The following is a 24,113-nucleotide window of genomic DNA, read 5'->3' as shown; positions in this document are numbered from 1 at the left end:
GGCAAGTTACCCATGCGGATACCAAAGCTCGAAAACATTCTGTGGGGAATTGGGAACGTTCTCCCGTTGAATGCTAAATGTTGTCGGCGAAAGCTGGTCCAGTATGGCTTTTATCTTGTCGGCGTTGGCGCGATCTTCCGCCGAAAAATAGCGTATCTCGCCTGACAGTGGCGCCTTGCTCCCTACGTTTTCAATGCCCCGCGCGGCGTTGATCCCCTTGTCAACCAACCCAGAGATCAGCTTGGTGGCATCGGCGCGCTGGCTCTCTGCCGCGATCTGTACAAAGACACGGGGCTTAGCGCTGGCTGGGGCCTGCGCTGGCTTCTGCACATCGCCGATGGGCACTGGACCCTTCGGATCCGCAGAGAGGATGGCGACCTGTACAGGGCCGTTCGGCGGCACCTGATAGCAGTCCACCTTTGCGACGGTCCTCAGCTCTCCGGACTGGTTTATGGGGGTAAAGGCTTCCACGTTATCGGCGGCGCCATAAACCAACCCGATCAGATACCCCCGCCAGAAAATGGGCCCCCCGCTCATGCCTGGGGCGATACCAGCCCTCATGTAGTCTCGAAACGAACTGTCGAGGCTGTCGGTTGTGACGACAGCGGGCAGAACCAGCAGCGGCGAGGCATCTCCGGCCGGAAATCCGGCGACGATAATCGACTCCATGATTGGCGGTGTATTACAGCCAAGCCGGAAATATGTGCCGATACCGGCGTTACGGACCTCGGTCTGGTTGACGTAGAGGAGTGCAATGTCTGTGGTGCTAGCATCTGCTGGGTAACGCGAAGCAGGGATCAGAGCAGTCTTAACGCCCCTCAACGATACGCTTACTTTGCCTGTGGTAGCGTCAAAATTGTCAAAAAGGTGCTTTGCCGTAAAGATGAAGCCGTCCGAGCCAAGCAAGACGCCGGAGCCTTCCCTGAACAGCCTGCCATCCGCTGTCGTCAGCCTAACATAGACAACCCCGTCGAATATATTGGTAACGGATTGTGCGTTGCATTGGCCAACGAACGAAAGGAACATATATGCAAAGGCCAGAAAACGTCCAATGCCTACATGGACAGAGGTTTGTAGAGTCCCGTCACGCATGCCACATCACCGTCTGAAATAGTGGAAGGATTGACCACAAATGCAACTCGTTGGTTTCGATCGTTAAGGATGGTAGCCCACCCGTCTTTGATAGGATACATCATGATGGACGATTTATCGAAGTTGGGGCTTGCTAGGCAAACAGCGCTTTTGTCCAGTTTTGTAAGTATCTGCTCCTCGATGGTTTCTTCACTCCAGCCCTTTGGATGCATATCTGCGAAAACAGCGTCTTTGTCCCATTCGATCGTGGACAGAGGGAACCTGTGCTCGTGCTGCAAGCCAAGGCAATGACCGAATTCATGCATGATACTGGCAGGATGTAGGTCGCTGAAGCACATCGTATACCGCGTGGTGACGGTCATTGCGCGCCTACCGATGGCCGACCAGTTCTGATTGGAAAGCACTTCGACGCGTATCTTCGCCTTCTCCACACTGGCCGTGAAGTCGAAGTCTATGAAAGTGCCGATATGCGTGGCGAGCCACATTCGTGCCGATTCGATGACGATATCGTGTTGAGGTTTCTCACCGTTCAGGAAGGCCACGCCTAGGGTTATCTTGTCTTTAGTCTCACTGTCCTCGGGTAGCCAAATGTCGCTCTTAAAAGCTGTCCCGTAGGGGGTGAATACCAGCGGGCCAAGGTCCGTTTTGAACGTCAGGTTTTGGCCGTTGCCGTCCGCCGGTCGAAACTGCAGGGCGTCAGTAACTGCGCTGTCCTCGACAGCGCAGATGAAACTTGGTTCGTCCCCATGGGCCTTCCCGGCGAGGCAGAACGCGCAGCATCCGAGGAAGGCGCGCCGATTGATCATTGACTCGCGAACTGCTCGAAATCGTCATCAGATCCTTTGAAGACGTTGGCGTCCAAGCCGCCTTTGTAGGCGTCTCCGACCTTGGCCTTGTCTGAGAACTGCCAGAGTTTCCATTTTGCACCGCCCGGAACCTTGGGGTCTTCACTGGCCTGCCCCGACCGGGAGTAGTCCGCGATCCAGATACCATAGTCCGAGAGCTCGGAAATCCGCTTCGGCGGGATACCGCGTTCCCGCCACCAAGAGTTCGCCGTGTAAATGACCGGGACCCGTTTGGTTTGCTTTTGCACGTTCGCGCACCAGGCCTTCACTGAATCGAGTATGGTACTTGGGGAATAGTCTTTCCACCGGTCCGGGCCGGCAGGCCTGGCAATATCCCATTCGAGATCGAGCACGGGAGGCATGTCGGTCTTTTCGAAGCCGCCATGGGATTTCACGAAGTTGACGAAAGTGTCCGCCTGGGCGGATCCGTCTTTGCCTGCGGCGAGAAAGTGATACGCGCCCCTGCGAAGCGTATTAGTCGGATGCTTGGGCAGCGCTTTTACTTGTGACCAGAACCCGGCAAACTTCTTGTCCTTGTACTGTGTCCCCTGGGTGGCCTTTATGTACACAAATTTGATGTTCTTCTCGTCGCGCAAGGACCTGAGGTCCACGCGTCCAGAGTAGTGGCTGACGTCGACGCCCCAATGATAGTCAACGCGGTCGACACCCGTCTTCGGATCCTTCGTCGAGTCATCGGGAAAAGTAAAATCTCCAGGAATATATGCGCCTCCCGTGTTGTCGACATCATCGTCCGGCTGCAGCTTCGCAATCGCGATGTTAGTGATCCACTCATAAAGGTCGCTTCTCGATGGCTGGTCGGTGAGATCCGCCAATCGGGGAGCTTTCGCCTGGGCGAAAGATACGGAGGCAGATGTAGTAGCCAATGTTCCTGCAGCGGTTATCAGAAGTTGGCGGCGATCAATTTCCATGTAAGCATTCCCCACTAAGAGACATGTTAGAGTGCGGCCAGTAATAAACATAAATTACAAAAGCGATCGTGCATCATCATAAAATTATTCGCAATAGCTAAAAAACATGCTGTAGTACAAATATTGCTTAGATTAACTAGCATCAAAACAGCACAGTGCGTGCAGCGGCAAAACCTTGTGGTTAGGCTACAGTCACGCTCCGGCACTCACACACTTGAAGTCAGATCGAGGGTTTCCTATCCTATATGTCAGGTGCCAAGAGAATCCCCCATTCCGGGGTGGGTACTCAGGAGGAAAACGATGGCTAGGTACATGAAACCGACCGCTCGACGCGATGCGGTCGTGCGCCGTGCAAACAGTCGGATCTCTGACGCATAAGCCTCAGCTGCCGGTCCAGGCCTGCATCAGTTTTTCGTACTCCACCAGTCTAGCGTAGTCATTCTGATATGGATCGGCAGCGCGCTTTCGTTCCAGCTTAATGGCTTCTTTCAACTGGCTAATGGCATCGTCCTTCGCGTCGGTCGCATACATCAGCACGGCGCTCGCGTAGTGAGGATAGGGGTCGTTGGGATCCGAATCCAATAATGCGGACTTTGCCGCCTCTTCCGCCTCGGTTCGAACATCGGCCGGGAGGTCCCTCGCTATCCCGGCAGCTTCTGCAAATCCCGCGCCACTGTAGGCGATCTCATCGGTCAACTTGGCGCTTTTGTAGAGCGCGCGGTAAAGGTCCAGCGCCGCCTGAATCTGAGCGGGACCGCCTTGAGCTTTTGCGTAGTCTACCGCCAAAGCTGCCTGCTCTTCCCGAGCTTCTCTGAAGTCGGGATACGAGGAGACAATGGTAGCATAAGCGGCGACAGCCTCGCTGTAGCTCTTCTTCTCGTAAAAGATCTTGGCCTTGGCGATCTTCGATATACGCAAATGTTCGTCGTTCATTCCTTCCGACAGCTTCGTCATCTTTGCGACGATATCGAGAGCCTTGGCGAACTCCGCCCCGGCGAGTTCTGGCCTGTCCGCCTCCTGGTAGTTGTCGCCGAGCCTCCTGTGAATATTCTGGAGCCCATCCAGCACCTCGAAGCTGTCGGGATCGAGGTAAACAGCTCGTTCGTAAACGGCTTCCGCCTCCTCGTATCGCCCTGTCATCCTGAGTGACTTCCCAAGCATCTCAAGGGCTTCCATATCGTCGGAGCTGAATTCGTAGTAGATACCAAGGAACCTTGCTGCCGAATCCCACCGCTTCTGAAGGAATTTTACCGTCCCCCTTTCCTTGATGACGTTCACGATGCTCACGTCGTCGTATTGCATGCTGGATTTCATTATCTTTTCCAGCGCCTTCTCGGCCTCGTCCAACTTCCCGGCCGTCCTGAGGGATACGGCTTGGTCGAACTGCTTCTTAGTCGCTTCGTCTAAGGCGGAACCACCGGAATAAGCCGGACGCGCCCCAGCCGCGAATGCGATAGAAGCTAGGACCAACAGGATGGTCCAATTGGTACTGCGGGTTTTCGGTCTAGCAAAACGTTGCATGCGATACCGTCCGAAGCTGCAAAATTCACATTGAACGGAGGCCAGCGCGATACTGACGACTATTTTCGTTTTTTACTCGCTGCGACGTACTTGCCTTGAATGGCGAAGGTGACGTTGCTTCGGGTCGTAGATTTTATTTCCGGGTTTGCCCAAGATAGCGAAGCTGGACCGGCGGCAAACGCGGCTTGGAATGCGCCCTTGGATAGCGTGTAGACTTTCTTAGCGTTCGCCACTTCAGTGACGATCATGTAAGGCCGATTGGCGTCTAGGATTTCGGTCCGACAGCTCTTTCCAAGGTTCGCTAGAACGAAGTCGGCCGCACTACGGGAGTCGCCGGAGACCAAATGGGTAACACTGTAGCCGTCAACTTTGATTTTTTTGTAAGGCGCTGTGATTACGCCGATCCCCGGAACGGACAACGCGAAGTTTGTTGAGGCAAGATTATCTTCCAGAGAGTCATCATGCTCTACGACCTTCGTCGACAGGCCCTTAATGGCAGCGATTGCCATATCAAGCTCGCAAATCTCGTAAGCTGAGCCGTCTTTGTGAAACCTGTAGATGCCCGGTGTCGTGATCGCGTACCCATATGATGGATCGATTGAATACGCTTCCGGCCCAAGCGCCTGCGCTGCTACTGTTGGGCTGGACCCGCCAATTTGCGGTAGGAAATTTCCGTTTTGTGGAGTCGTGCACGCGCTGAGCAGCGCCGCAGCAGCAGCAACTGATATAATCTTCAACACCTTTTGAGGCCCCCTTGCCGTTACGGAATGCGTAAGCAAACTCTTGAAGAATGTAAATACGCAATCAAGAAAAGTTTTTTGAATTCATCACAGACAGAGGTATCAACATGGGGTCGATCGCAACGCGCGGAGCGACACACGGTTAGGCAGAAAAGCTAGAATGTTTAGCTGTTTTGAGGCTACTACGGGCTATAAACTAAAGATTATTGTATTTTTGATATAAATAGAACTCTCTAAGAATTCAGTTTTGGGCATGTTACGTTTAGTGCCTCCATGCGGTACCCTTCGCCGGGGGCGGTCGGTCCCGCATCCCGCCTGACGACGGCGCTATGCTGATGCTCCTACGGCCGCCCCGTTGAACCGGTCTCAGGGCCACGAACTTTCTCCAGCACCGAACTGACTTAGTCCCGCTGGCGGGCATTTCGGTGCTTCCGCCTTGTGCGCCCTTGTTTGTTGGGGCCGCTTCGCGGCACGGCTGCGCCGATATGGATATGCCTGGCGGCACGTTTCTTGTTTGACCGGGAGAGAGGTGCGCGGCCCTCTCTCCCAGCAAGCCGCCGCGGCCGGTTTCCCCCATCTTCCTCCGCTTCGCTCCGTGCAGACCAGGGAGACCCCTCCGCCCCCGGGACTTGCCCCCTCTCTCCCCGCTACTCGCCGCGAGGCAGGGGTTCAGGTGGCCTGAACCCGTAGGGAACGGGAATGCCTGAAACGACAATCAAAGGAGCAAGTCCATGAATACCGCTGAAATAACCATCCCGCTCGGCCAGCTGGTGCCGAGCAAGGCCAACGTCCGCCGCGTCAATTCCGAGGCAGGCAGGGCCGAATTGGCCGCCAGCATTGAGGCCCACGGCCTCATCCATAACCTTGTGACCCGCAAGGCCCCGAAGGGAGCCAAGTTTGAAGTCGTCGCCGGGGGGCGGCGTCTGGGGGCGTTGCGTCTGCTCTTAGATGAAGGCCGCACCGTGCAGGGCGTGGCCGTAACCAAGGACTATCCGGTCAGGGCCATCATGCGTGACGAAGGCAGCGATACCGAGATTTCGCTGGCCGAGAACGACCAGCGTGAACCGATGCACCCGGTGGATGAAGTCATTGCCTACCGCGACCTTGTCGAACAGGGCATGGCGGCGGAGGACATTGCCGCGCGCTTTGGCAAGTCCGTTGTGACGGTGCGCCAGCGGCTCAAACTGGCGACCCTGTCGCCACGCGTCCTCGATGCCATGCGCGCCGATGAAGTTACCCTTGAGCAGGCCAAGGCGCTGGCCGTGAGCGACGACCATGCGGCACAGGAGGCGGCTTGGTTCGAGCAGGATGGTTGGAGCCGCAATCCGGGCAGTATACGCTCGTTCCTGACCAGCGCCCACGTGCGCGGCAATGACCGGCTGGCCCGCTTTGTCGGTGTTGAAAACTATGAAGGGGCGGGGGGCGGGGTGCTGCGTGACCTGTTCGCAGCGGATGAACTGACGTTCCTGACCGATCGGCCTTTGCTGGTGAAGCTTGCGAGTGAGCGGCTTGAGGCGGTGGCCGACGAGTTGCGTCCGCTGGGTTGGAAATGGGCTGAAATCAGCCTCGACGGCACTTTCATCCACAGTGGCGGGTTCGGGCGTATTCATGCGGTGCGGCGCGACCTCACCGAAGGCGAGCAGGCAGAACTATCAGCGCTGGGCGCGCAATACGACGAATTGGCAGAGGCCATCGACGCCCATGCCGAGGGCAACCCGCAACTCGAGGCCGACGAGGCCAAGCTGCACGCGCTGGAAAGTCGCATCGAGGCCATCCAGAACGCGGCGGAAGCCTTTGACCCGCAAGAGATGGCGTTGGCGGGTTGTCTCGTGTCGATTTCGTACGATGGCATGTTGCAGGTCACGCCGGGGCTAGTGAAGGCCGAAGACCGCAAGGCCCTTGCCGTTTTACAGGGTGGCAACGAAGGCTATGACCAAGACGAGGCCGACGAAGCGGGTCATGAGGAAACACCCGAAGTCGAGGCCACCGGCATGTCGGCGGCCCTCATCGAGGAACTGACAGCAGTTCGCACCGCAGCCTTGCGCGTGGAACTGTCGAACCGTCCCGAAGTGGCCTTGGTCGCCATCCTGCAAGCGCTGGTGAGCCGTGTGTTCTACGACCACCACCATGGGCGCATCGAGCCTGCGGTGGAGGTCTCCGGCCAACGCCGTAATCTGGTTCCGTCTATCAAGGAGCCGGATGCCTGCCGCGCCCTGACCGGCTGGAACGAGGTTTTGGAGGGTTGGGGCCATCGGTTGCCCGGAGACCCTGCCGACCTTTGGCTATGGCTGGTGACACAACCGCAGGATGTGCTGCTTGACCTATTGGCGGTGGTCACTGCCGCCAACCTCAACGCCGTGGTCGCCCGCCACGAACCCGGCAAGACGCGCATCGCCCATGCCGACGTGATGGCGGTGGCGGTCGGGTTGGACATGCGCCTGTGGTGGACGCCGGAGGCGGCGTTCCTGTCGCGACTGTCGAAAGCCGACATCGCCGGTGTGATGCGTGAGGCCGGGTGCACGGACGATGCGGCAAAAGCGGTTGAACGTGCCCCGAAGTCCGAAGGGGTCTTGCAGGCCGAAAAAGAACTGGACGGCAAGGGCTGGCTTCCGGCAGCGCTGCGGGCTCCCTTCAAGGTCGAGAGCGAAAGCTTGGCGGTCGCCGCCGAGTAGGCACGGTGCATCACCTAAGGCCGGGGCAGAGACGCCCCGGCTTTTTTGCGTCCGAATGGCCCTCAGCCGGTATCGAACCGGCCGAGGCCAGGCGAGGACGCCCCTGACCCGCCCCTCGCGCTCCCCGCCGCGCTGCTGATGGCATCCGCATGGAAGCTGCGGAGGCAAAAGGGGAGGGCGAGGACGATGAGGTCGTGCCGGCAGCTGCATAGACCCCGGCAGGCCCGGGCAGAATGTCGCCCCGGCGGCATCGAGCCGCCCGCGACGCCAGCGAGGTGCCCAATGGCTTCCCCTCCTCGCGCTCCTCCCGCCCCGAGTACTATTCGGAAGGAAAGAGAACGGCTTCATAGTCCTGCGCCCCATTCAGGATGTGCAGGATATCAATCCGATCGGCGCCGATACGGTAGAAAATGAGGTAGTTCCCGTGCGGCAAACGGCGCACGTCCGTATGCTCGTACCGCGGCACGAGCGGAAACGCGCGGGGCATGTCGGCCAGCTTGAAACAGTGATCCACGAGTTCGGCAATGAAGCTGTCAGCGCGTTTGGGGTTATCCTGGGCGATGTAGTCGCCGATATGTTCGAGATCGGTCAGGGCCTCATCCGTTATGACGACGTTCACGCACCGGGTGCTTTCGCCATTTGCTGGTACTTGGTGCGCAAACGCTTCGCGACTGTTTCCAGCGGCGTCACGCGACCGGCATCGGCATCAGCAAGCCCCCTGGCGATGGCCGCGTCCAAGGCAGCAAGTCGCTTTTCGCGTTCCTCGACCAGCCGCACCCCCTCGCGCAGGACTTCGCTGCGGGATTGATAGCGGCCGTCTTTCAACAAATCGGACACGTACTGCTCAAGGTGGCGTCCGAGATTCGCACTGCTGGGCATGATGCACCTCCTTACCTCCTTATAGCACAGCGTGATAACTGTTATCAACAATCCTGACCCTTGGGTGAAGTCGGCGACCCGGTATCATGACCAGCGCCCTGGCGACCTCAACCGACGGCTGCTCGTCAACGGGTTCGACGTTCTTCAGTGGTCAAGCAGGACCGGGCCTGTCCGCCTCGTCTTCTGCCAACCAGGACATCTCGTGAAGATAGCCCGGTCAGATTTTGCAGAAGTTGGACTTCATGTATTTGATAGCATCGTTCAGCCGGTTTTCCGCTGCGTCGCCTTTTTCCCTGTGGGAATCGTCAAGCGGGCCAATCCGAGGCCATTCGCCCTTATCCATCTCAGGCTGTCGATACTGGCAGTAGTACTTGCCCCCGGCAACGCACTGGAACTTTGCCCCCTCGAAAATTGTCGGTTTGTTGTCGCCCGTCTGCGTGGCATGTGTCACGTTCGACAGGTCAGCCTTGAGCGTATAGGAGCCAATGGACGCAACATCCTGTTGCGGCGTTAAATCTTTCATCTGATACGTGAACGAACACCCGCCATCATGCGTGACGCTGACCTGAAACATGGTGCGGCTCTGCTGCCCGTTAGACGCAACCACATCGAGTACAAACGGCTTGGCCGACGAAGAGGTGACTTTAAGGCTGAGACCTTTCTGATCCGAATGCACGAATCCGTTTTCAAGTCCCGACAGGATGAACGTGGCAACCTCCTCCTGCGATTTGCCGTCGAAAGGCCCGGCTGAGCTTGAGCAAGCCGATAGAACAGACGCGGCAAAGCCCGCTGCAAGCAACTTTGTTTTCATGGTGATGATCTCCAGAGACATCAGTTCGGTTGTTGAAAAGGAATTACGGAAGGCCGTGCTCGCGACGAATGTTCGCCACGAGGCACATCTTCGTTTTATGGAAATCACCTGTTGTGCGACGTCACTTGCTTTTGCTGGCCAGGAGCGTAAGCGCCCCGAGGACCGCGCCCGCGACCAGGCCCACAACCGCAAACGTGGCGATGTGGCTGACGATCGCTGACTGGTAGGTGGCGTCGGGGTCGGCGGTCGCGAGCATCGACAGTGCGGGCTGCGGTTTCGTCAAGAATCCGACGCCCGCCCCAACGATTGCCCCCACGATGCCGAGACCTATGGCGTTGTTCATGAATTGCTCCCTCCTGAAAATGATTTGGACTTACCTGAAGAACCGGTTAGCGCCGGTGGCCGCGATTTCGAGGGTGCCTGTCTTGCACAGCTCACCCGCCTGTTGCATCTGATAGATAGACGCTCTTGGCGGCGGGTAAGTGTACAGGCCTCAGTGATCCCTATCGCTTGTCCAGCCCGGCGTCGAAATAGTCACCTTCGAAGCCTTTTTGCAGCGCTTGCGATCTTACCAGTTCGCAATCGAGGTGCTCCCCGAAACAGAACACCGCCCCGTAGTCGGGCCAGTTGAAGGGCCGGGCTATGTCCTTCGGCCGGTCGCCATCATTGTAGGTCTGAAAATCGTATTTGAAGGCCTTGGCGTCCAGCCTGGCTCTCATGGTGTCGATGGTATTGGCCGTCCAACCCTGCTTGTTGTGGAGAATGAGAAAATGTTTTGGGGTGGCCTGCGCCATCTCTTGATCGATGAAGCCGACAATGTCCTTGGCCGCAGCCGGCAACACCGCAGCCGTCAAGCTGGCGGCGAGAGCCGTGATCCGAAGAGTTCGGGCGCACGAAATCCTATTCACAATCTTCCTCCGTTGGTTGTGGAACTTACGTCTAAAGTTTGGGGGTGGTGGCGTGCCCGTCGCGAACTGCCTTGGCGCGCTGCTCGACGGATTCCCGGAACCCATTGACCGCATCCCTATCAGCGTTGCTCGCCGCGATGTCGGCCAGGCTGTAGGCCACTCGTTTCACATAGTCGCTGGCGGTCTCCATGCCGATCGTCATCTGCTTGTCATGGGCACCGGACTTGACGAGCTGGCCGTGGTTCCAGAACCACGTCATCTGTGTTTCGTTATCGACGCTCGGGGCGCCGTATTTCGCGATGATCGCCGAGCGGAGCGTTTCCAGCAGCGGCCCCCGCCCATCCTTGTAGCTGACGAAGCGGCGCACGTCCGTCGAGCGCTGGCCTGTCAGTGGCGAGGCGAATTCCACCCTCACACTTTGGCTGGCGGTGGCGTCTTCCGGTCCGGACCAAATGGCGTAGGTGGGGTATCGATTGGCGCCGGTAGCCACAATCTCGACGGTGAAATACTCCTCATCGAGCAGGAACAGGGTTGCCGAATTTGCATCGGAGAAGCCCTGGCCGGTCAAGATCTTTCGTATGTCGCCGACCGTCTGGGTCAGGCCCACGCCGAGGAAGTCGGCTGGCTGGCCATTGGGACGGAACAGCTCTGACTGTGGGGTGACCGCAGATACGGTTACTTGAAGAGAGAGCCCTTCCTGAGCGCAAACAGGGATGACGGCGATCGCCAGCAGGCTGCACGTCAAAAGGAGTCTAATCTTGACGAAAGACAGGCCTGCGCTGCGTCTCAAGGGTGCACCTGTTGGTGGTGGAGAGACCAGACGTTTACGCAGAAATCACGAGATTTGAGCTCGAATATAAGCCTGCGCTAACTAACACGGTATTGGGTTTTATGCGCAAAATTTAGGCAAACAGTCGTGACCATCACCGAGAATAGCGACAAAAATATCAGGGCAGGGATGTTGCAAATCTCGTGATTTTTGAAGAGCAAAGGAGGCCGCGAAAATGAAATACGGATACGCAAGGGTCTCCACCGAGGCTCAAGACTTGACTATACAGGTCGAGCGTTTGCAGGAGGCTGGCTGCGAGAAGATATTTTTCGAGAAACGCAGCGGCAAAGACGCGAACCGACGCCAATTGCAGAGGCTGTTGAAAGCCCTGAAACCCGGCGACTTGGTTCACGCGGTCGTCAGCGACCGGATTGCCCGCGACCCCGTTGATATGCTGGATATTCTCAGAACGGTCACGGCTGCTGGCGCCGGCCTGCGCCTTCTTGACGAACCTTTCATCGACACGACATCGGAGATGTCCGACCTGATGCTCTTCCTCCTGGGCTGGGCAGCCAGATGGCAGCGCCGTCGAATTCTCGAAAACACCGCGACTGGCCGCGCCCGGGCGAGGGCGAAAGGCGTCAAATTTGGTCGCAAGCCAAAACTGTCGCTGCAGCAGCGTCTTGAAGCGCTTGCCAGGCTAGCCGCCGGGGAGGCCAGGCATGACGTTGCAAGCTCATTCAAGGTCAGCGGCAGCACGATTTCCCGATTGCAGGCGGTCGAGGCGGACAGAGATGACGCCGAGCCGCAGATCTGAACAACGCAACCAGTTGGCTCAAGCCTTGCCGCCTGCGGCCGGGCTGTAGGCTGCGGCGTTCTTGGGGACCGCCCGATCAACACGGTGTGCCGCCACTTCGTCGAGGGTAGCGGTAAGTCGGTTTATCTGCGAGACCGTTGCCGCCAGTTCGGGGCCGTAGCGGGTGACGAGATATTCCCGGTTCTGGCTGAGGGACTAAAGATGCTTGGCGGTTTTCGCGCGAAGGTGCAGCCCCGCTTGCAGGGTGTGCTCCGTGCGTGCCGACAAGTCGTGGCGCATTTTGCAGATTTGATTGGGATTGTGCTCACGGTGTAGCAACGGCAGAGCCATGGGCTTCTCGACGGTGATGGGAAATCGTTCTGATACAGATGGCATGAAGAGCCACGACCGCTCCAGTCCTGATGCCGTCAAATCGCGGCTCGCAGTGCCGTCTTTTAAGACGCGCCCGGCTGCTCCCGCACTATCCAATCCAGTATGTCCGGGTCAACCTGCTCGTCGCCGGTGAGATCTCGGATCATTTGGGCGGCGTATTCTCGGGACTGGCTTTCCGGGATTTCCCCTTCGATGATCGCCCGGCGGATGGCGCTTCGCAGGATTTCGCAATCGAATGCAGACACCTTGGCGCGTGACATTGTCAGGCTCCCGGACATAGGCGGAAGCTCCAACTTCCAACCGTCCGCAATTGCCCTTTATTCGGTACGGGCGATTTGGGGATCATACGCCTTACTGCGCGTTGCGCGAGTCGAACGAATGTGGGTCCGTCAAACAGACCATATCGCCCGTCACCACGGGAGTGATTGTGAGAGCGAACCTGGCCATCACACTCGGTGCCATGCGGTTGGGCGTTGCCTTTTCCGTTGCTGGTCCGCCCGGAGCCGATGACGTTCCCTTCTAGTCTGCGCAGCCGTCTTGTCCCGATCCTGCCCGCTCCATTCGCTGCGCTCCCGTGTTGGGGACAAGCCCGCTTTGAGCGCCGTCACCTTTGGAACCGTCCTCCGGGACAGAAACCATCAACCAAAGGAAAAGACCATGACCTACAACCGCAACACCAAGTCCGAGGCGAGATCGCCGCTCTACCACGCCTACACCGTGCGCGACGGCAAGGAAGGCCAGAAGGGCTTCTGGACCCGCATCGGCTCCTTCTTCGCACACGACGACGGCGAGGGCGGAACGCTCCTCCTTGACGCGCTGCCGCTCGACGGGCGCATCGTCCTTCGCGCCCCGAAGGCCGACGAGTAGGAGGCCGCCATGCAGCTCTTGACCCAAGACCTGCGGAACAAGCTGCTGGCGAATGGTCGCCAGCAGCAGCCTCTCCGCGGCACCGGCAGCGAAATCGACTTCGTCCCCGTCGTCAAACTGTTCACGCCGGATGCCGGCGCGACCTGGCTCCTGACCGAGATCGATCCAGAAGACCCGGATATCGCCTTCGGTCTCTGTGACCTTGGGCTTGGTTGTCCCGAGATCGGGAACGTGAGCCTCTCGGAACTAGCTGCCGTTCGAGGCCGCCTTGGTCTACCCGTGGAACGCGACCGGCACTTTAAGCCGGACAGAGCCCTATCGGGCTATGCCCGCGAGGCTCGTCGCCATGGTCGGATTCGGGCGTAACGTTCGTCACGATGCTCAACGCCATCCTTACGGATGGCGTTGAGTGCCGAAGGCGATAGCGGCCAGACCTCAGGCCCTGGCCTTACGTTTCGTCGCAGGTTTCTTGGCCGGAGCTGGCTTTCTTCCCAAGCCTAGCGACTTTGCCAAAGCCGAACGGGTCGCCGAATAACTCGGCGCCACCATGGGATAGTCCTTCCCCAACCCCCATTTCGCCCGGTATTCCTCAGGCGTCAGCCCATGACTGGTCGCAAGATGGCGTTTAAGCGACTTGTATTTCTTACCGTCCTCGAGGCTGATGATGTAGTCCGGAAACACCGACCTTTTGGGGTTAACTGCCGGCTTGGGCGGGGGTTCTACTATGGGAGATGGCGGGCTAATATTCGACAATGCCGAATTCACGCTCGCGATCAAATCCGGCAATCCGGACACTGGAACAGGGTTCTTTTGGACATAGGCGGCAACGATATCGGCAGTAAGTTCAATCATATTATTGTTTGGTTCCCCGGGCATCGACGTGCTCCTTCAATCACCATATTCTCATATCCGTCAAAGAGACGATATGCGCCCAACCTATGCCATTTGGACTTTCTCCAATCAAGTCGGATATTTGGCATTTCTGTATGACGCAGGGGCAAATGCGAACGTTCGTTTGGTGGCAAAGCGTAGCCACGCCAAACCAACCTCCCGGTTAGTGCGGGACCAAAGAATGTTGCAATTGCCTCGATTGACGATAGTCTATAGGGATCAAAGGTGGGGTTAGGATTATAGAAAGCGAGATATCACGTAGTATAGATCGAAAATGCCTAATAAAGCTTCTGCTGTTTCTATCCATGTCCCTTGGTCGGACCACCTAACTGCTTACGATCGAGAGCATCAGCCCATCTATTTGAAGCTCCTGGAGGCGTGGTTCGACGAAGCCAGCGTAGAAGAAATGGCGGAAATTTTGGGTGTCGATCCGTGGGAGGAGCCAGTTCGCGCCCGCGACGTTGCAGCGCGAGGGCTTCGATGTCGCCCCCTGCATAGCGATAGAATCCGCCCAATACGTCAGCATTCGATACACCGAGCGCCTGGCGGAGGCCGGCGTCAAGCCGTCCGTCGGAAGCGTCGGCGACAGCTACGACAACGCTCTCGCCGAAACCATCAACGGCCTCTACAAGGCCGAGGTGATCCACTGACGTGGACCGTGGCGCTCGTTCGAGGCCGTCGAGTTCGCGACGCTGGATGGGTCGACTGGTTCAACAATCGCCGGCTGCTGGAGCCCATTGGCAACATCCCGCCAGCGGAAGCCGAGGAACGCTACTACGCCATGCTGGATGAGCCAGCCATGGCGGCGTGACTCAAACGAAACGGCCTCTGGGAAACCCGGCGGTTCAAACCCCTACTGTCGGGTTTGTCGAGTCTGAGACACCGTCGTGTTCAGCGCGGCTTCCTTAGTGCTTTCAATTAAACCATTGAATGAGAGCCAGAAAGTTTGTTTCAAAGGCACTTTCTGAGCAGTTGGCACGACTCTTGAAGCTCCTTGTCGCAAAGCGCCAGACGTTGCCGACCGGAGGTTACAGTGCCCCTCCAATTCATCCGCAGCTTGATAGAGAGACATATGGTTCGACATCGTCAAAGCGAGGACATACTATCAAAGAGGTACCAAATCGTTGGTGCAGACGTTCCTGAAGCGACCTTGTTCAAAAAGGACTTGCTGATATCGTCCCTGTCAGCGTCACCGCGCGCTATAAATTCCATATACTTCTATGACGACGCTGGATCTGCGTTGTTTGAGCGTCTCTGTGAAGAAGAAACATACTACCTATTCCGGACTGAAAGAGGGTTACTTGTTGATAACGCCAAGTCAATTTCCGACATTACGGGTCCTGTTTATCTCGTTGAGCTAGGGTCTGGAAACGCGAAAAAAACGACTCTTTTGATCGATGCATATGTAACAGCTCATGGCCCAACCTCTTACGCTGCAATCGACATCAACCACTCGATCTTGGAGAGAGCAGCTGAAAACATTCTCTCAGAGACATCGGATTTGGATTTCCTTGGGATCGTCGGCACATACCAAACCGGACTCACGGAGACCAAAAAGCTCGCTGGTCGAAAGCTCTTGGTCTGTCTCGGCAGCACCATCGGGAACTTGTACGATGACGAATTGTATTATCTCCTCCTGGCGGCGCGGGCAGCCTCGTCGCACGGTGACTTTTTCTTGGTTGGTATAGACCTAGACAAAGATAGTAAAATATTGGAGGCGGCCTATAATAATCAAACGGCTATTCTATCTAACCTTTGTGCTCTACAACATTTGAATCGGAGGTTCGGCGGGAACTTTGATATTTTTAACTTTCGACACGTCGCATTTTACAATCGATCGATGAACCGTATCGAAAGCTACGTAGAAGCCGCGCAGGAACAGTCGATAAATCTCGGCAAATTGGAGTTCTCCTTTCATCTGGAAAAAGGAGAGCTGATTAGGACTGAGATCATGCGTAAGTTTACACCACAAGCCCTGAATCGCTTGTTCATGGAGTATGGCTTTCACCCGGTGCAGCATTGGATCGATTCTGACAATCGATATGCGGTATGTCTGTTTCAACTGTCGGATGAGCCGACGAAGTATGGCTCGGAGCCACCGGTGGCAAGCTAGCCATTTTGGAGGAAATTGAATCGGCGGCTCGGAGCTACTCTCGTTCCTTTACTCTTGCAATGGCGAACGGTGCGCTAGTCTAGATCGACTCAGGATGGCCGGCACAGTCTCAGATTGGGAGTTATCATGATATTTGGAAGCCGCGACTTTGGGATCAACGTCATTCGCGCCCAACCGGGAACATATGCTTGTGGTATGGGTCTGGGGATCATGCTGCTTGATGAGGTATACCCTGGTTTCCCCGGCGATGTGCGGAACGCAAGTGCGTATCCATTCCCGATCCAATATGACGTAGTCGAAGGTGTCGACATCGATCGGCTCGTATTTCAGGCGGATAAATCCGCTTGCCTAAAGCCCATACTGCAGGCGGCGCGTCGGCTTGAACGTATGGGGTGCCGAGCCATCGCCGCTGAGTGCGGTAACTTCGCGTATTTCCAGAAGGAGGTGGCGGCCGAAGTATCGGTGCCTGTATTTATGTCGAGCCTTTTGCAGGTGCCTCTGGCGCAGCGGCTAATCGGAAGCACGAAACGAGTTGGGATTGTTTGTGCCTTCGTTCGTCAGCTGACCGAGCACCATTTCGTCAATGTCGGAATCGATCCCACGTCAAACCTTGCGCTCATGGGCGCATGCGAGGATTATTCGTGCTCGGAATTCGAGAATTTGTGGAGCGCAGGCCAGCGGCCGGCGATCCCGACCGCCAGTTTCAAACGCGCCGAAGCCGAATTCGTTAGTGCGTGTAAGGACTATGTTTCCAAGAATCCCGACCTTGGCGCCCTGGTTTTCAGTTGCACAGGTCTTCAGCCGTTTGCACGCTCTGTGCAGCGCGAAGTGAGGTTGCCGATTTTCTCTTGGAGTACGTTGCTCGACTACGCATTTTCAGTTGTCGTTCATCGTGAGCACTATGGCCACGTTTGAACCACGGTCGGATCCGCGGTTGAAAAAGGCCTACGAGTCTGTTTCGGTTGGCAATTCTGTTTCGGTTGGCAATGTCCAAAGCTATCCTGATCGATCTCAGCCGCCCGTGTTGTGAAGCCGATGCCGGTACAGGAGGGCTCAAGGGCACGCCTAGGTCACCCCAGGGGGCGCATTGAGGTTAAGGCCGTTGGTTTCAATTGAAGTGCCGCTGAAGCGCATCGGCCAGTTCGAACATATCGACAGTGGTACCGAAGGTCGCAACATCGAAAATGGGGGCGCCGAGATCCGTATTCACCGCAATGATGACAGGCACATGCTTCATCCCGAACAAATGCTGGGTCGCGCCTGAGATCCCGACCGCCAGATAGAGCTGGCAGTTCGAGGCGAGTTTTCCGGACTGCCCGACCTGATGCGCCTTTGGCAGCCAGCCGCTGTCCACAATCGGTCGCGAACAGCCCAAAACAGCTCCGATCCTCTCGGCCAGAGCTTCAAATCGCTGCACATTGTCCTTGTTCTGGATACCGCGTCCGACGGAAAGGATGAATTCGGCCTTTGTTATGTCTATGCCCGAGGATGTCGGCTCCTGATACTCGATGTGGGACGAGGCGCCTTTGATCGCCCCCAGATGCAACGATATGGGTGACACCGGCGCCGAACCACCCTGTTCCGCAGGCGCAAAGGTTGCACCGCGCAAGGTTAGCACAACAATGTCCTTCCCAGGGAAATCCAGCTCCATCGCCACCTTGTTACGGTATGCGGAACGCGTGGCGATTAATTCGCCTTCGACGTCGAGACCGAAAACGTCGCTGGCGAGGCCTGCGCCGAGCCGTGCGGCAACACCTGCGGCGAAGGCTGTGCCGTTCGCGGTATGCGCAATCAGAATGAGGAAAGGTTTGTCCTGGCTTGCCGCGGCCATTACCGCCTGCTCGTAGACAAGCGGGTCGAAATGATCAGATGCCGTTTGCACCGTCTGGATTTCGTCGACACCGGCGAGTGCCACACCTTTTGACAGTGGGTTGACACTGGCCCCAATCACCAGCACCCGCAATGGGCCGCCGATCCGGCTTTTGACCGTCACCGCCGCGCCTATCAATTCGGCGGTAACGTCGCAGAGTTGGCCGTTATGCTGTTCAGCAACCACAAGGATCCCAGGCACGACCTACCCCCTTCTTTCGTGAATTATAGCGGCAATCTTCTCGGCCACTTGCTCGGCGGTCCCCTCCAGCATCGCCGCGCGCTGTCGAACCGGTACGTACATCCGGCGAACGCGATAACCGCCAACGCCGTCTATGGCGCTCGATCCATCGACGACTTCAAGCGGTTTGTTCCTGGCTTGCTTGATCATCTTCATCGTCGCATATCGTGGCAAGTCGGTTCCCGTCTGGATCGCCAAGACGGCCGGCGTGGGCATCGTCAGGATTTCCTTGATGCCCCCTTCAAGCTCTCGCGTCACGGTTAGTGCACCGCGACCATCCCACCGAACGGATTCCACGACCACGGCGCGTGGCAGGCCCAGAATCGCCGCCAGGGCAGTGCTGGTGGAACCATGGGCATTATCGGCGCTCTGCGTTCCGCAAAAGATCAGATCGGGGTCCTCGGCCTTGGCTATTCCGGCGATGGCGCGTGCAATGACCAATGGGTCCGCATTAGACAGCCCATCGCTCCAGATCCGCACGGCCCGATCGGCACCCTTGGCCAGAACTTTGCGGAGCGATTGTTCGGCCTCTTCCGGGCCGACACAGACAGCCACCACTTCACCCCCGCCATTTGCCTCTGTCAGCAGCAGTGCCTGTTCCAGCGCAGAATCGTCCCATTCGTTGAGTTCGTACTGGATATAATCGCTGACGACGTCCCGTCCGTCGGCGGTGAACCGTATCTCGTCGCCAAGCTTGGCCACGTTCTTCACCGTCACAAGGATGCGGATGCCTGTCTTTTCCGGAGCTGCATAAGCCTCGAAAACCGCTGGCTGCAGGGGGGAGGGGTTGTCCCAGTTCGTACTTGCGATCGGCACCTCGATACTTGGCGTGCTCGCCTTGGTCGGCGGGAGAGTGGCCGGTTCGGGCGCCGGGTGAGCCGGCATTTGTTGCTTTTGTAGGACCGTATCTTCGTCGAACTGCGGGTGCGTTCGGTCTGGTAGAGGGATGACCGCCGAGGCGTCCGTCAGAGCCGGAGGCGCGAACCGGCCTAGCATCTCTTCAAGTCTGGCACTCACCACATCGGCTATGCGCGACGCGATGGCGTCAGTCAGTCGTTCGACTATCGGAGGCAGGTTCTCTGGCGTCAAAGTTCCTAGCTTGACCGCCTCGGCCACGAGCTCGGCAATGTCCATCACGACGAAATCACGTTCATGGCCGCTGGTCTTTCGTGCGTCTTCGAACATGGTCAAATCCTTTGGGCAACAGGTCACAAATACATCGATGTCCCCAAGCGCTGCTGCCTCGTGGATCCTGTTTTCGGATGGCTTTTCTTTACCAGGGGGATCGGGCATCCAGATCCTGCCGCCTCCGGCTCCGCAGCAGAACGAATTCTCTCGATTGCGTGGCATCTCGACCACTTCGCAACCGATTGCCCTCAAAACTTCGCGCGGGGCATCATATCCCCCGTTGAGTCGCCCTAGATGGCAGGGGTCGTGGAAAGTCACTCGCTTGTTCAGCGGGTTGGAAACCTTAAGCTGGCCGGAGCTCAGCATGTCGGCCAGAACGGAAGTGTAGTGCTCGATCAGCGGCGTTTCGCCGAATTCCGGATATTCGTTGCGGATGGTATTGTAGCTGTGCGGGTCTGTTGTAATGATCCTTTCGAACGGCTGCGCGCACGCTATTGCGGCCAGATTTCCGTCCACGAGCGTTTCGAAAAGCCCTTCCTCGCCAACCCGGCGCACGTCGTTACCCGCATTGCGTTCACCTTCGTGCAACAGGGCAAAATCCTTGCCCGCAGCTTTGAGCAGGGTGGCGAAGGCTCGGCTGACTCGCTGGTTCCTCGGATCGAAAGAGGCATAGTCGCCTACGAACCAAAGTAGGTCCGCCCGTTCCTTGCGGATGTCTTTCACGGCAAAGCCGAGTTCGCGAGTCCAGGCTGCGCGGTTGCGGGCATTTTCGCCGAAGCTGTTTCCGGTGTTGGCAATGGCGTCGAGCGCCGTCTGAAGCATCGGCTCCATCTCGCCCTGTTCAACCAGATGTCTGCGCATCTGCACGATGATTGTCGGGTGTTCGATCCCGACCGGGCAGACCTCTTGGCACGCGCCACAGGTTCGGCACGACCACAATGTCTCGGGCGCGATGATGTCCCCGATCAGATCGACGCCTTCCTCGCTGCGCCCCCGAACCTTGTCATTGTACGTCCTCAGGTCGAGGATTAGATCTCGCGGGCTGAGTGGATAACCGGCATTGGTCGCAGGACAGACCTCGTGGCAGCGGCCGCACTTTGTGCAGGCGTCAAAATTCAGCATGTCCTTCCACGAGAAATCGGACATGCAGCCAACACCACTTTCGTCCTTGCCTTCAGGTTCCCGAGGCAGGCGCGAAAGCGGCCGGTCGTCGCGCATTGCGAGAGAGCCGATTACTGCAATTATGTGCTTGGCCTTGTACCAGGGAATCGCGGCAGTAAAGGCTAGGGCAAGCACCCCATGCATCCACCAGTTCGCGCCACGAATGGACGCGGCCGTCCCCTCGCTCATCCCCAAGCCGCTGAACGCCTTTGCCAGGACCAAACCGACGGGCGACCAGATCGCCCATTCGGGCTTGTCCACCATCAGGCCGACGGCCTCCTGCAAAAAGCCCGACAACTCGATTAGCAAGAGGACGACCAGAAAGCTCCAATCCTCGAGCTTCCACAACTTTGCCACGGGGCGCAGTTCGGTTTCGCCCTTGTAGGAGCGCAGATAGCTAAGTCTCGGAAGCTTGAACGCTGCCCGGCGCCAAATCATCATGACGATGCCGGCGGTGAGCGCCAAATGGCCTAGATCGAGGATCAGGCTGAACAGAAGGTAGAAATCCCCCTTCCAGAAACGTATTCTGAAAAGTGGATAGATGATGTCGTATTCGAGCGTGATGGTTGCGGTGCCTGCCGCGGCAATCAAGAACCCGAAGAAGATACCCATATGGGCGTAGCCGGCGTATCGGTCGCGCTTCTTCAGTGTGCGGTGGGTGAGGAGATCGGTCAGCAGGCGCTGAATGCACGAGCCCAACGAAGGAATCTTGCCAGGTGAGCGACCGCGATAGTACTTAACCAGGTGACGCACAATCCCGTATAGGAAAACCGCGATAGCGCCATACCCAATGACGTAAAACAGCACAATGGCATTGGGCGTCAATGACCAGAAAAGTTCACGGGTTTCCATGCGACCTCGATATTGATCGGCCGTGGCCAATCAGCGTTCCAGCTACGATTTGAGGCTTTTCGCTTGATCGTCCGGCAAGGTCCGTAGCGAGTCCCATCTCGTGATCCTCTGACTGGCCTGCGGCCAGGTGGCCTCTGCAACCCGCGTCATGAGAGCTTCGACGAGTGAAAACGCTGCAATGTAGCTATCGAATGCCGTTCCACTCTCGATATTCAGCGCAAGTATGTCAGACGCATACTTGGAGATAGGCGACATCCAACTATCGGTAATCAGCACGATTTTCAGCCCGCAATGTTTCGATGCCCGTTCAGCAAATTCCTCGAGAGAGCGCTGATATCTGCGAAAATCCACAAGAACCAAAACGTCTCGTTGCCGCATACGCAAGATATACTCGGGCCACCAATCAGGTTCGGACGAAACTTGGTTCACGCCGGGACGGATTTGTTTTAGATGCCGCGACAGGAATTGCGCGACCAGATCGCTCATGCGGCCGCCCAACAGGAAGATTTCGGATTTGGGGTCCGATAGCAGCGATCCCACCCTTTCAAACTGCGCGACTGTGATCGACTTGGCGGATTCCTTAAGCAGTTCCGCGGACTTTGCGGTGAATTTGTCGAAAAAGTCTTCCGACAAAGGACTTGTAGCGGTGTGAAGATCAAGGGGGGACTTATGGCCCTCCCTCAGTTCCTTGATGAGTTGCTGCTGAAAATCCTGAAACCCCTGATAGCCCAGCTTGCTGACAAACCGCGAGATAGAAGGAGCCGAGACGTTTGAAGATGTCGCAATGGTCGGAATTGGCTCAAGGCCGGCAAACGGGTAGTTTGCCAGGATCAGCGCAGACAGACGGCGCTCCGTCGCGGTGAGCGACTTTGAGGCTCTCCTGATTTGTTCCCGTACTGTTCCGACGGATGCTGGGCTGTCACTCATGCTTTACCTTCTCGACCGCAGGTGCGGCCATATTGCAAATATGTTGTCAAAAGCTGGCATAGTATGTTGCACTGAAAGCTATTTATCAAGCCCGAATTTGTCCCTTTTCGTTTCGACCCTGGCCTGGTCGCGCAACGGGAGGAGGCTTACGTTGCCTCGGCGAATGACCGATGTCGGACCAGCCAAGTCACTTAACCCTGCCTGTCGCGCTGTGGCCTCATCGCCGGAAGTCCGCTCATCAGGAACGGCAGTTCCAACGCTTCCGACTATTCACCAGCCCGTGAAATCAGAGATGTCGTCGTCACCGACCAGTCCCATGTGGGCGTCCTTGATAGCCTGGGCGATGGTTTCGGCGGCGAACTTCGCCTGGCTTTCCGTTAGGATGAGAGGAGGCGTCAACTCAAGCACGTTTGAATGCATACCGACGCTGTAGAGAACCGCCCCTAGTTGCCAGGCGCGGAACACGGTCTTACGCGCAAGGTCTGGATTGGGCTCGCTGGTTCCGTCTTTGACCAACTCCACTCCAATAGCCAGGCCGCGTCCCCGTACATCGCCCACGCATTCCGTGCTGGAGGTGGCGCGCATGATCTCCTCAATCAAGACGCGACCCACGGTATCGGCATTCCCTGCCAAACCGTCCGCCTTGATGGTCGAAAGAACGGCAAGTGCGGCCGACGCGCAGATCGGGTTCCCATGCAGGGTTTGCATGGAATACGCTCGGGCATAATCCATGATCCGGGAGGGGCCGACAACGGCCGATATCGGCAGCCCGCCGCCTAAGCCCTTGCCAAGCACAAGGATGTCCGGCGTGAAGCCCTCATGTTCGAAACAATGCAAGCGACCAGGCCGACCGAGGCCGACCTTGACCTCGTCACACACCGTCAAGATTCCGTATCTCCGACACAGGTCGGAGAGTCGCGATAGAAACCCTGGCGGCGGTACGATCATTCCGCCGTCTGATTGTATGGGCTCCATGAAGAAACATCCGACCTCTTCCCCTGTGCCTTCGGCCTGAAGCAGATGCTCGATGTGAGCGAGAAGGGCGCCACCTCCTGGATCGTCGCCAAATGGGCGGTACGGATCGGGATATGGAACCAGAATTAGTCCGCGATGTTTTTCCACGCCTTCTTGCGCAAAATGCCCGGAGATGGACATAGAGCCCAAGGTGCCGCCGTGATAGGCGCCCGAGAATGCCATGATCCGAGGGCGCCTCGTTGCTTCCGGCACGACGCGGGCGACCATCTCATTCGCGTCGCTGCCTGAGTGTCCAAGCCAGACGCGGCGATCGTCAGAACCGGGTACCAGATCGAGAAGTTTTTCGGCCAGTTCGACAGCGGGTGCGTTGGTGGACGAAAGGATCGATGCGCCAGCCTGCGACGCCATCGCCTCCGCAACTGCCAGATTTAGTGCCGGGTGCGCATATCCAAGACTTGCCGCCCCCCACGCAGCGGACAGGTCAAGCAACTGCCGACCGCCTTCCTCGACCAGCATGCACCCAGCGCCGGCTGTTACCGAAAGGGGAAAAAAGCGCAGTTTCTGTAATGCAGACAGAGCCTGACGGTCCCGCTCCTGAAGTGTGCGTCCGTCCATTAACGGTCCTTTCCCAATTCGCCGCTATCCGTGCGGGGGGACTGAATGCGGAGTCCTGCTCCTGGAAGTCGCAGAGGCTCGGTACGGGGAGGGGCTGCCTCCCGCGAGGTCACGATCGC

At 57.4% G+C, this 24,113-nt stretch carries 23 protein-coding genes and 1 pseudogene; 7 read left to right on the top strand and 17 right to left on the bottom strand.

All coding sequences use genetic code 11. The features are described from left to right. Nucleotides 1-6: 6 nt before the first annotated feature. The 5 genes from CGZ66_RS31580 to CGZ66_RS31560 form a co-directional block, all read right to left on the bottom strand. Entirely contained in the window at nucleotides 7-1,092 is a 1,086-nt protein-coding gene (locus CGZ66_RS31580) for a S1 family peptidase (RefSeq protein ID WP_095090641.1), read from the bottom strand. Then, nucleotides 1,056-1,898 carry a zinc metalloprotease gene (locus CGZ66_RS31575; protein WP_095090640.1) on the bottom strand — a complete coding sequence of 281 codons (843 nt, stop codon included), beginning with the start codon at nucleotides 1,896-1,898 and terminating at the stop codon, nucleotides 1,056-1,058. The genes CGZ66_RS31580 and CGZ66_RS31575 overlap by 37 nt, the downstream gene beginning before the upstream one ends. Next, nucleotides 1,895-2,866, bottom strand: a complete 972-nt coding sequence (locus CGZ66_RS31570; RefSeq protein ID WP_167392334.1) for a glycoside hydrolase family 25 protein — start codon at nucleotides 2,864-2,866, stop codon at nucleotides 1,895-1,897. Before CGZ66_RS31570 ends, CGZ66_RS31575 begins: the two co-directional genes overlap by 4 nt. A 381-nt stretch (nucleotides 2,867-3,247) precedes the next feature. After that, the gene (locus CGZ66_RS31565) at nucleotides 3,248-4,336 is read right to left on the bottom strand and encodes a tetratricopeptide repeat protein (RefSeq protein ID WP_167392333.1); all 1,089 of its coding nucleotides are present in this window, start codon (nucleotides 4,334-4,336) and stop codon (nucleotides 3,248-3,250) included. 110 nt (nucleotides 4,337-4,446) lie between these two features. Then, a complete protein-coding gene (locus tag CGZ66_RS31560; protein WP_143748918.1) occupies nucleotides 4,447-5,127 on the bottom strand; it encodes a hypothetical protein in 681 nt (226 codons plus the stop codon). 731 nt (nucleotides 5,128-5,858) lie between these two features. On the opposite strand from CGZ66_RS31560, the gene CGZ66_RS31555 reads away from it, so the two are divergent. After that, nucleotides 5,859-7,799 carry a ParB/RepB/Spo0J family partition protein gene (locus tag CGZ66_RS31555; RefSeq protein WP_095090636.1) on the top strand — a complete coding sequence of 647 codons (1,941 nt, stop codon included), beginning with the start codon at nucleotides 5,859-5,861 and terminating at the stop codon, nucleotides 7,797-7,799. Between the two features lie 319 nt (nucleotides 7,800-8,118). Here the strand turns inward: CGZ66_RS31555 and CGZ66_RS31550 are convergent, their stop codons facing one another. From CGZ66_RS31550 to CGZ66_RS31525, 6 genes are all read right to left on the bottom strand, one after another. Beyond that, complete coding sequence (locus CGZ66_RS31550) at nucleotides 8,119-8,418, bottom strand: type II toxin-antitoxin system RelE/ParE family toxin (protein WP_095090635.1); 300 nt, start codon at nucleotides 8,416-8,418, stop codon at nucleotides 8,119-8,121. Then, nucleotides 8,415-8,678 carry a type II toxin-antitoxin system ParD family antitoxin gene (locus CGZ66_RS31545; RefSeq protein WP_095090634.1) on the bottom strand — a complete coding sequence of 88 codons (264 nt, stop codon included), beginning with the start codon at nucleotides 8,676-8,678 and terminating at the stop codon, nucleotides 8,415-8,417. The genes CGZ66_RS31550 and CGZ66_RS31545 overlap by 4 nt, the downstream gene beginning before the upstream one ends. A gap of 217 nt (nucleotides 8,679-8,895) precedes the next feature. Then, a complete protein-coding gene (locus CGZ66_RS31540) occupies nucleotides 8,896-9,489 on the bottom strand; it encodes a hypothetical protein (protein WP_143748917.1) in 594 nt (197 codons plus the stop codon). A gap of 121 nt (nucleotides 9,490-9,610) precedes the next feature. Further along, nucleotides 9,611-9,832 carry a hypothetical protein gene (locus CGZ66_RS31535; RefSeq protein WP_095090632.1) on the bottom strand — a complete coding sequence of 74 codons (222 nt, stop codon included), beginning with the start codon at nucleotides 9,830-9,832 and terminating at the stop codon, nucleotides 9,611-9,613. 160 nt (nucleotides 9,833-9,992) lie between these two features. Next, a complete protein-coding gene (locus CGZ66_RS31530; RefSeq protein WP_143748916.1) occupies nucleotides 9,993-10,397 on the bottom strand; it encodes a hypothetical protein in 405 nt (134 codons plus the stop codon). Between the two features lie 31 nt (nucleotides 10,398-10,428). After that, nucleotides 10,429-11,142: a hypothetical protein gene (locus tag CGZ66_RS31525; protein ID WP_206073824.1), complete on the bottom strand. Its 714-nt coding sequence runs from the start codon at nucleotides 11,140-11,142 to the stop codon at nucleotides 10,429-10,431. A 259-nt stretch (nucleotides 11,143-11,401) separates the two neighbouring features. Here CGZ66_RS31525 and CGZ66_RS31520 point away from each other — a divergent pair, with 259 nt between their 5' ends. Continuing rightward, on the top strand, nucleotides 11,402-11,983 hold the full coding sequence (locus CGZ66_RS31520; protein ID WP_095090629.1) for a recombinase family protein: 582 nt from the start codon (nucleotides 11,402-11,404) through the stop codon (nucleotides 11,981-11,983). 434 nt (nucleotides 11,984-12,417) lie between these two features. Here CGZ66_RS31520 and CGZ66_RS31515 read toward each other — a convergent pair whose 3' ends face one another. Next, complete coding sequence (locus tag CGZ66_RS31515) at nucleotides 12,418-12,615, bottom strand: hypothetical protein (protein ID WP_143748914.1); 198 nt, start codon at nucleotides 12,613-12,615, stop codon at nucleotides 12,418-12,420. A gap of 397 nt (nucleotides 12,616-13,012) precedes the next feature. Between CGZ66_RS31515 and CGZ66_RS31510 the strand changes: the two genes are divergently transcribed. Further along, nucleotides 13,013-13,222 carry a hypothetical protein gene (locus CGZ66_RS31510; RefSeq protein WP_095091666.1) on the top strand — a complete coding sequence of 70 codons (210 nt, stop codon included), beginning with the start codon at nucleotides 13,013-13,015 and terminating at the stop codon, nucleotides 13,220-13,222. Between the two features lie 9 nt (nucleotides 13,223-13,231). Further along, nucleotides 13,232-13,588, top strand: coding sequence for a DUF2958 domain-containing protein (locus CGZ66_RS31505; RefSeq protein WP_095090627.1), 357 nt, complete (start codon nucleotides 13,232-13,234; stop codon nucleotides 13,586-13,588). Nucleotides 13,589-13,657: 69 nt separating this feature from the next. On the opposite strand, the gene CGZ66_RS31500 is transcribed toward CGZ66_RS31505, so the two are convergent. Continuing rightward, a complete protein-coding gene (locus CGZ66_RS31500) occupies nucleotides 13,658-14,098 on the bottom strand; it encodes a Ros/MucR family transcriptional regulator (RefSeq protein ID WP_095090626.1) in 441 nt (146 codons plus the stop codon). 524 nt (nucleotides 14,099-14,622) lie between these two features. On the opposite strand from CGZ66_RS31500, the pseudogene CGZ66_RS31495 reads away from it, so the two are divergent. The 3 genes and pseudogenes from CGZ66_RS31495 to CGZ66_RS31485 all read left to right on the top strand — a co-directional run. Further along, nucleotides 14,623-14,924, top strand: a pseudogene (locus tag CGZ66_RS31495) (integrase core domain-containing protein); the annotation flags it as partial. A 261-nt stretch (nucleotides 14,925-15,185) separates the two neighbouring features. Further along, the gene (locus tag CGZ66_RS31490; protein ID WP_095090625.1) at nucleotides 15,186-16,226 is read left to right on the top strand and encodes an L-histidine N(alpha)-methyltransferase; all 1,041 of its coding nucleotides are present in this window, start codon (nucleotides 15,186-15,188) and stop codon (nucleotides 16,224-16,226) included. 126 nt (nucleotides 16,227-16,352) lie between these two features. Beyond that, on the top strand, nucleotides 16,353-17,141 hold the full coding sequence (locus CGZ66_RS31485) for an aspartate/glutamate racemase family protein (RefSeq protein ID WP_095090624.1): 789 nt from the start codon (nucleotides 16,353-16,355) through the stop codon (nucleotides 17,139-17,141). A gap of 193 nt (nucleotides 17,142-17,334) precedes the next feature. Here the strand turns inward: CGZ66_RS31485 and CGZ66_RS31480 are convergent, their stop codons facing one another. From CGZ66_RS31480 to CGZ66_RS31465, 4 genes are all read right to left on the bottom strand, one after another. Beyond that, nucleotides 17,335-18,297, bottom strand: coding sequence for an electron transfer flavoprotein subunit alpha/FixB family protein (locus CGZ66_RS31480; RefSeq protein WP_095090623.1), 963 nt, complete (start codon nucleotides 18,295-18,297; stop codon nucleotides 17,335-17,337). A 3-nt stretch (nucleotides 18,298-18,300) separates the two neighbouring features. Then, a complete protein-coding gene (locus tag CGZ66_RS31475; RefSeq protein ID WP_245331329.1) occupies nucleotides 18,301-21,507 on the bottom strand; it encodes a heterodisulfide reductase-related iron-sulfur binding cluster in 3,207 nt (1,068 codons plus the stop codon). Nucleotides 21,508-21,519: 12 nt separating this feature from the next. After that, nucleotides 21,520-22,404, bottom strand: a complete 885-nt coding sequence (locus CGZ66_RS31470) for a MurR/RpiR family transcriptional regulator (RefSeq protein ID WP_095090621.1) — start codon at nucleotides 22,402-22,404, stop codon at nucleotides 21,520-21,522. Between the two features lie 270 nt (nucleotides 22,405-22,674). Further along, nucleotides 22,675-23,994: an aspartate aminotransferase family protein gene (locus tag CGZ66_RS31465; protein ID WP_095090620.1), complete on the bottom strand. Its 1,320-nt coding sequence runs from the start codon at nucleotides 23,992-23,994 to the stop codon at nucleotides 22,675-22,677. Nucleotides 23,995-24,113 lie beyond the last annotated feature (119 nt).

The organism is Mesorhizobium sophorae, from assembly GCF_002270415.1.
Taxonomy (GTDB): Bacteria; Pseudomonadota; Alphaproteobacteria; order Rhizobiales; family Rhizobiaceae; genus Mesorhizobium; species Mesorhizobium sophorae.
This window is presented reverse-complemented; position numbering and strand designations above follow the sequence as displayed.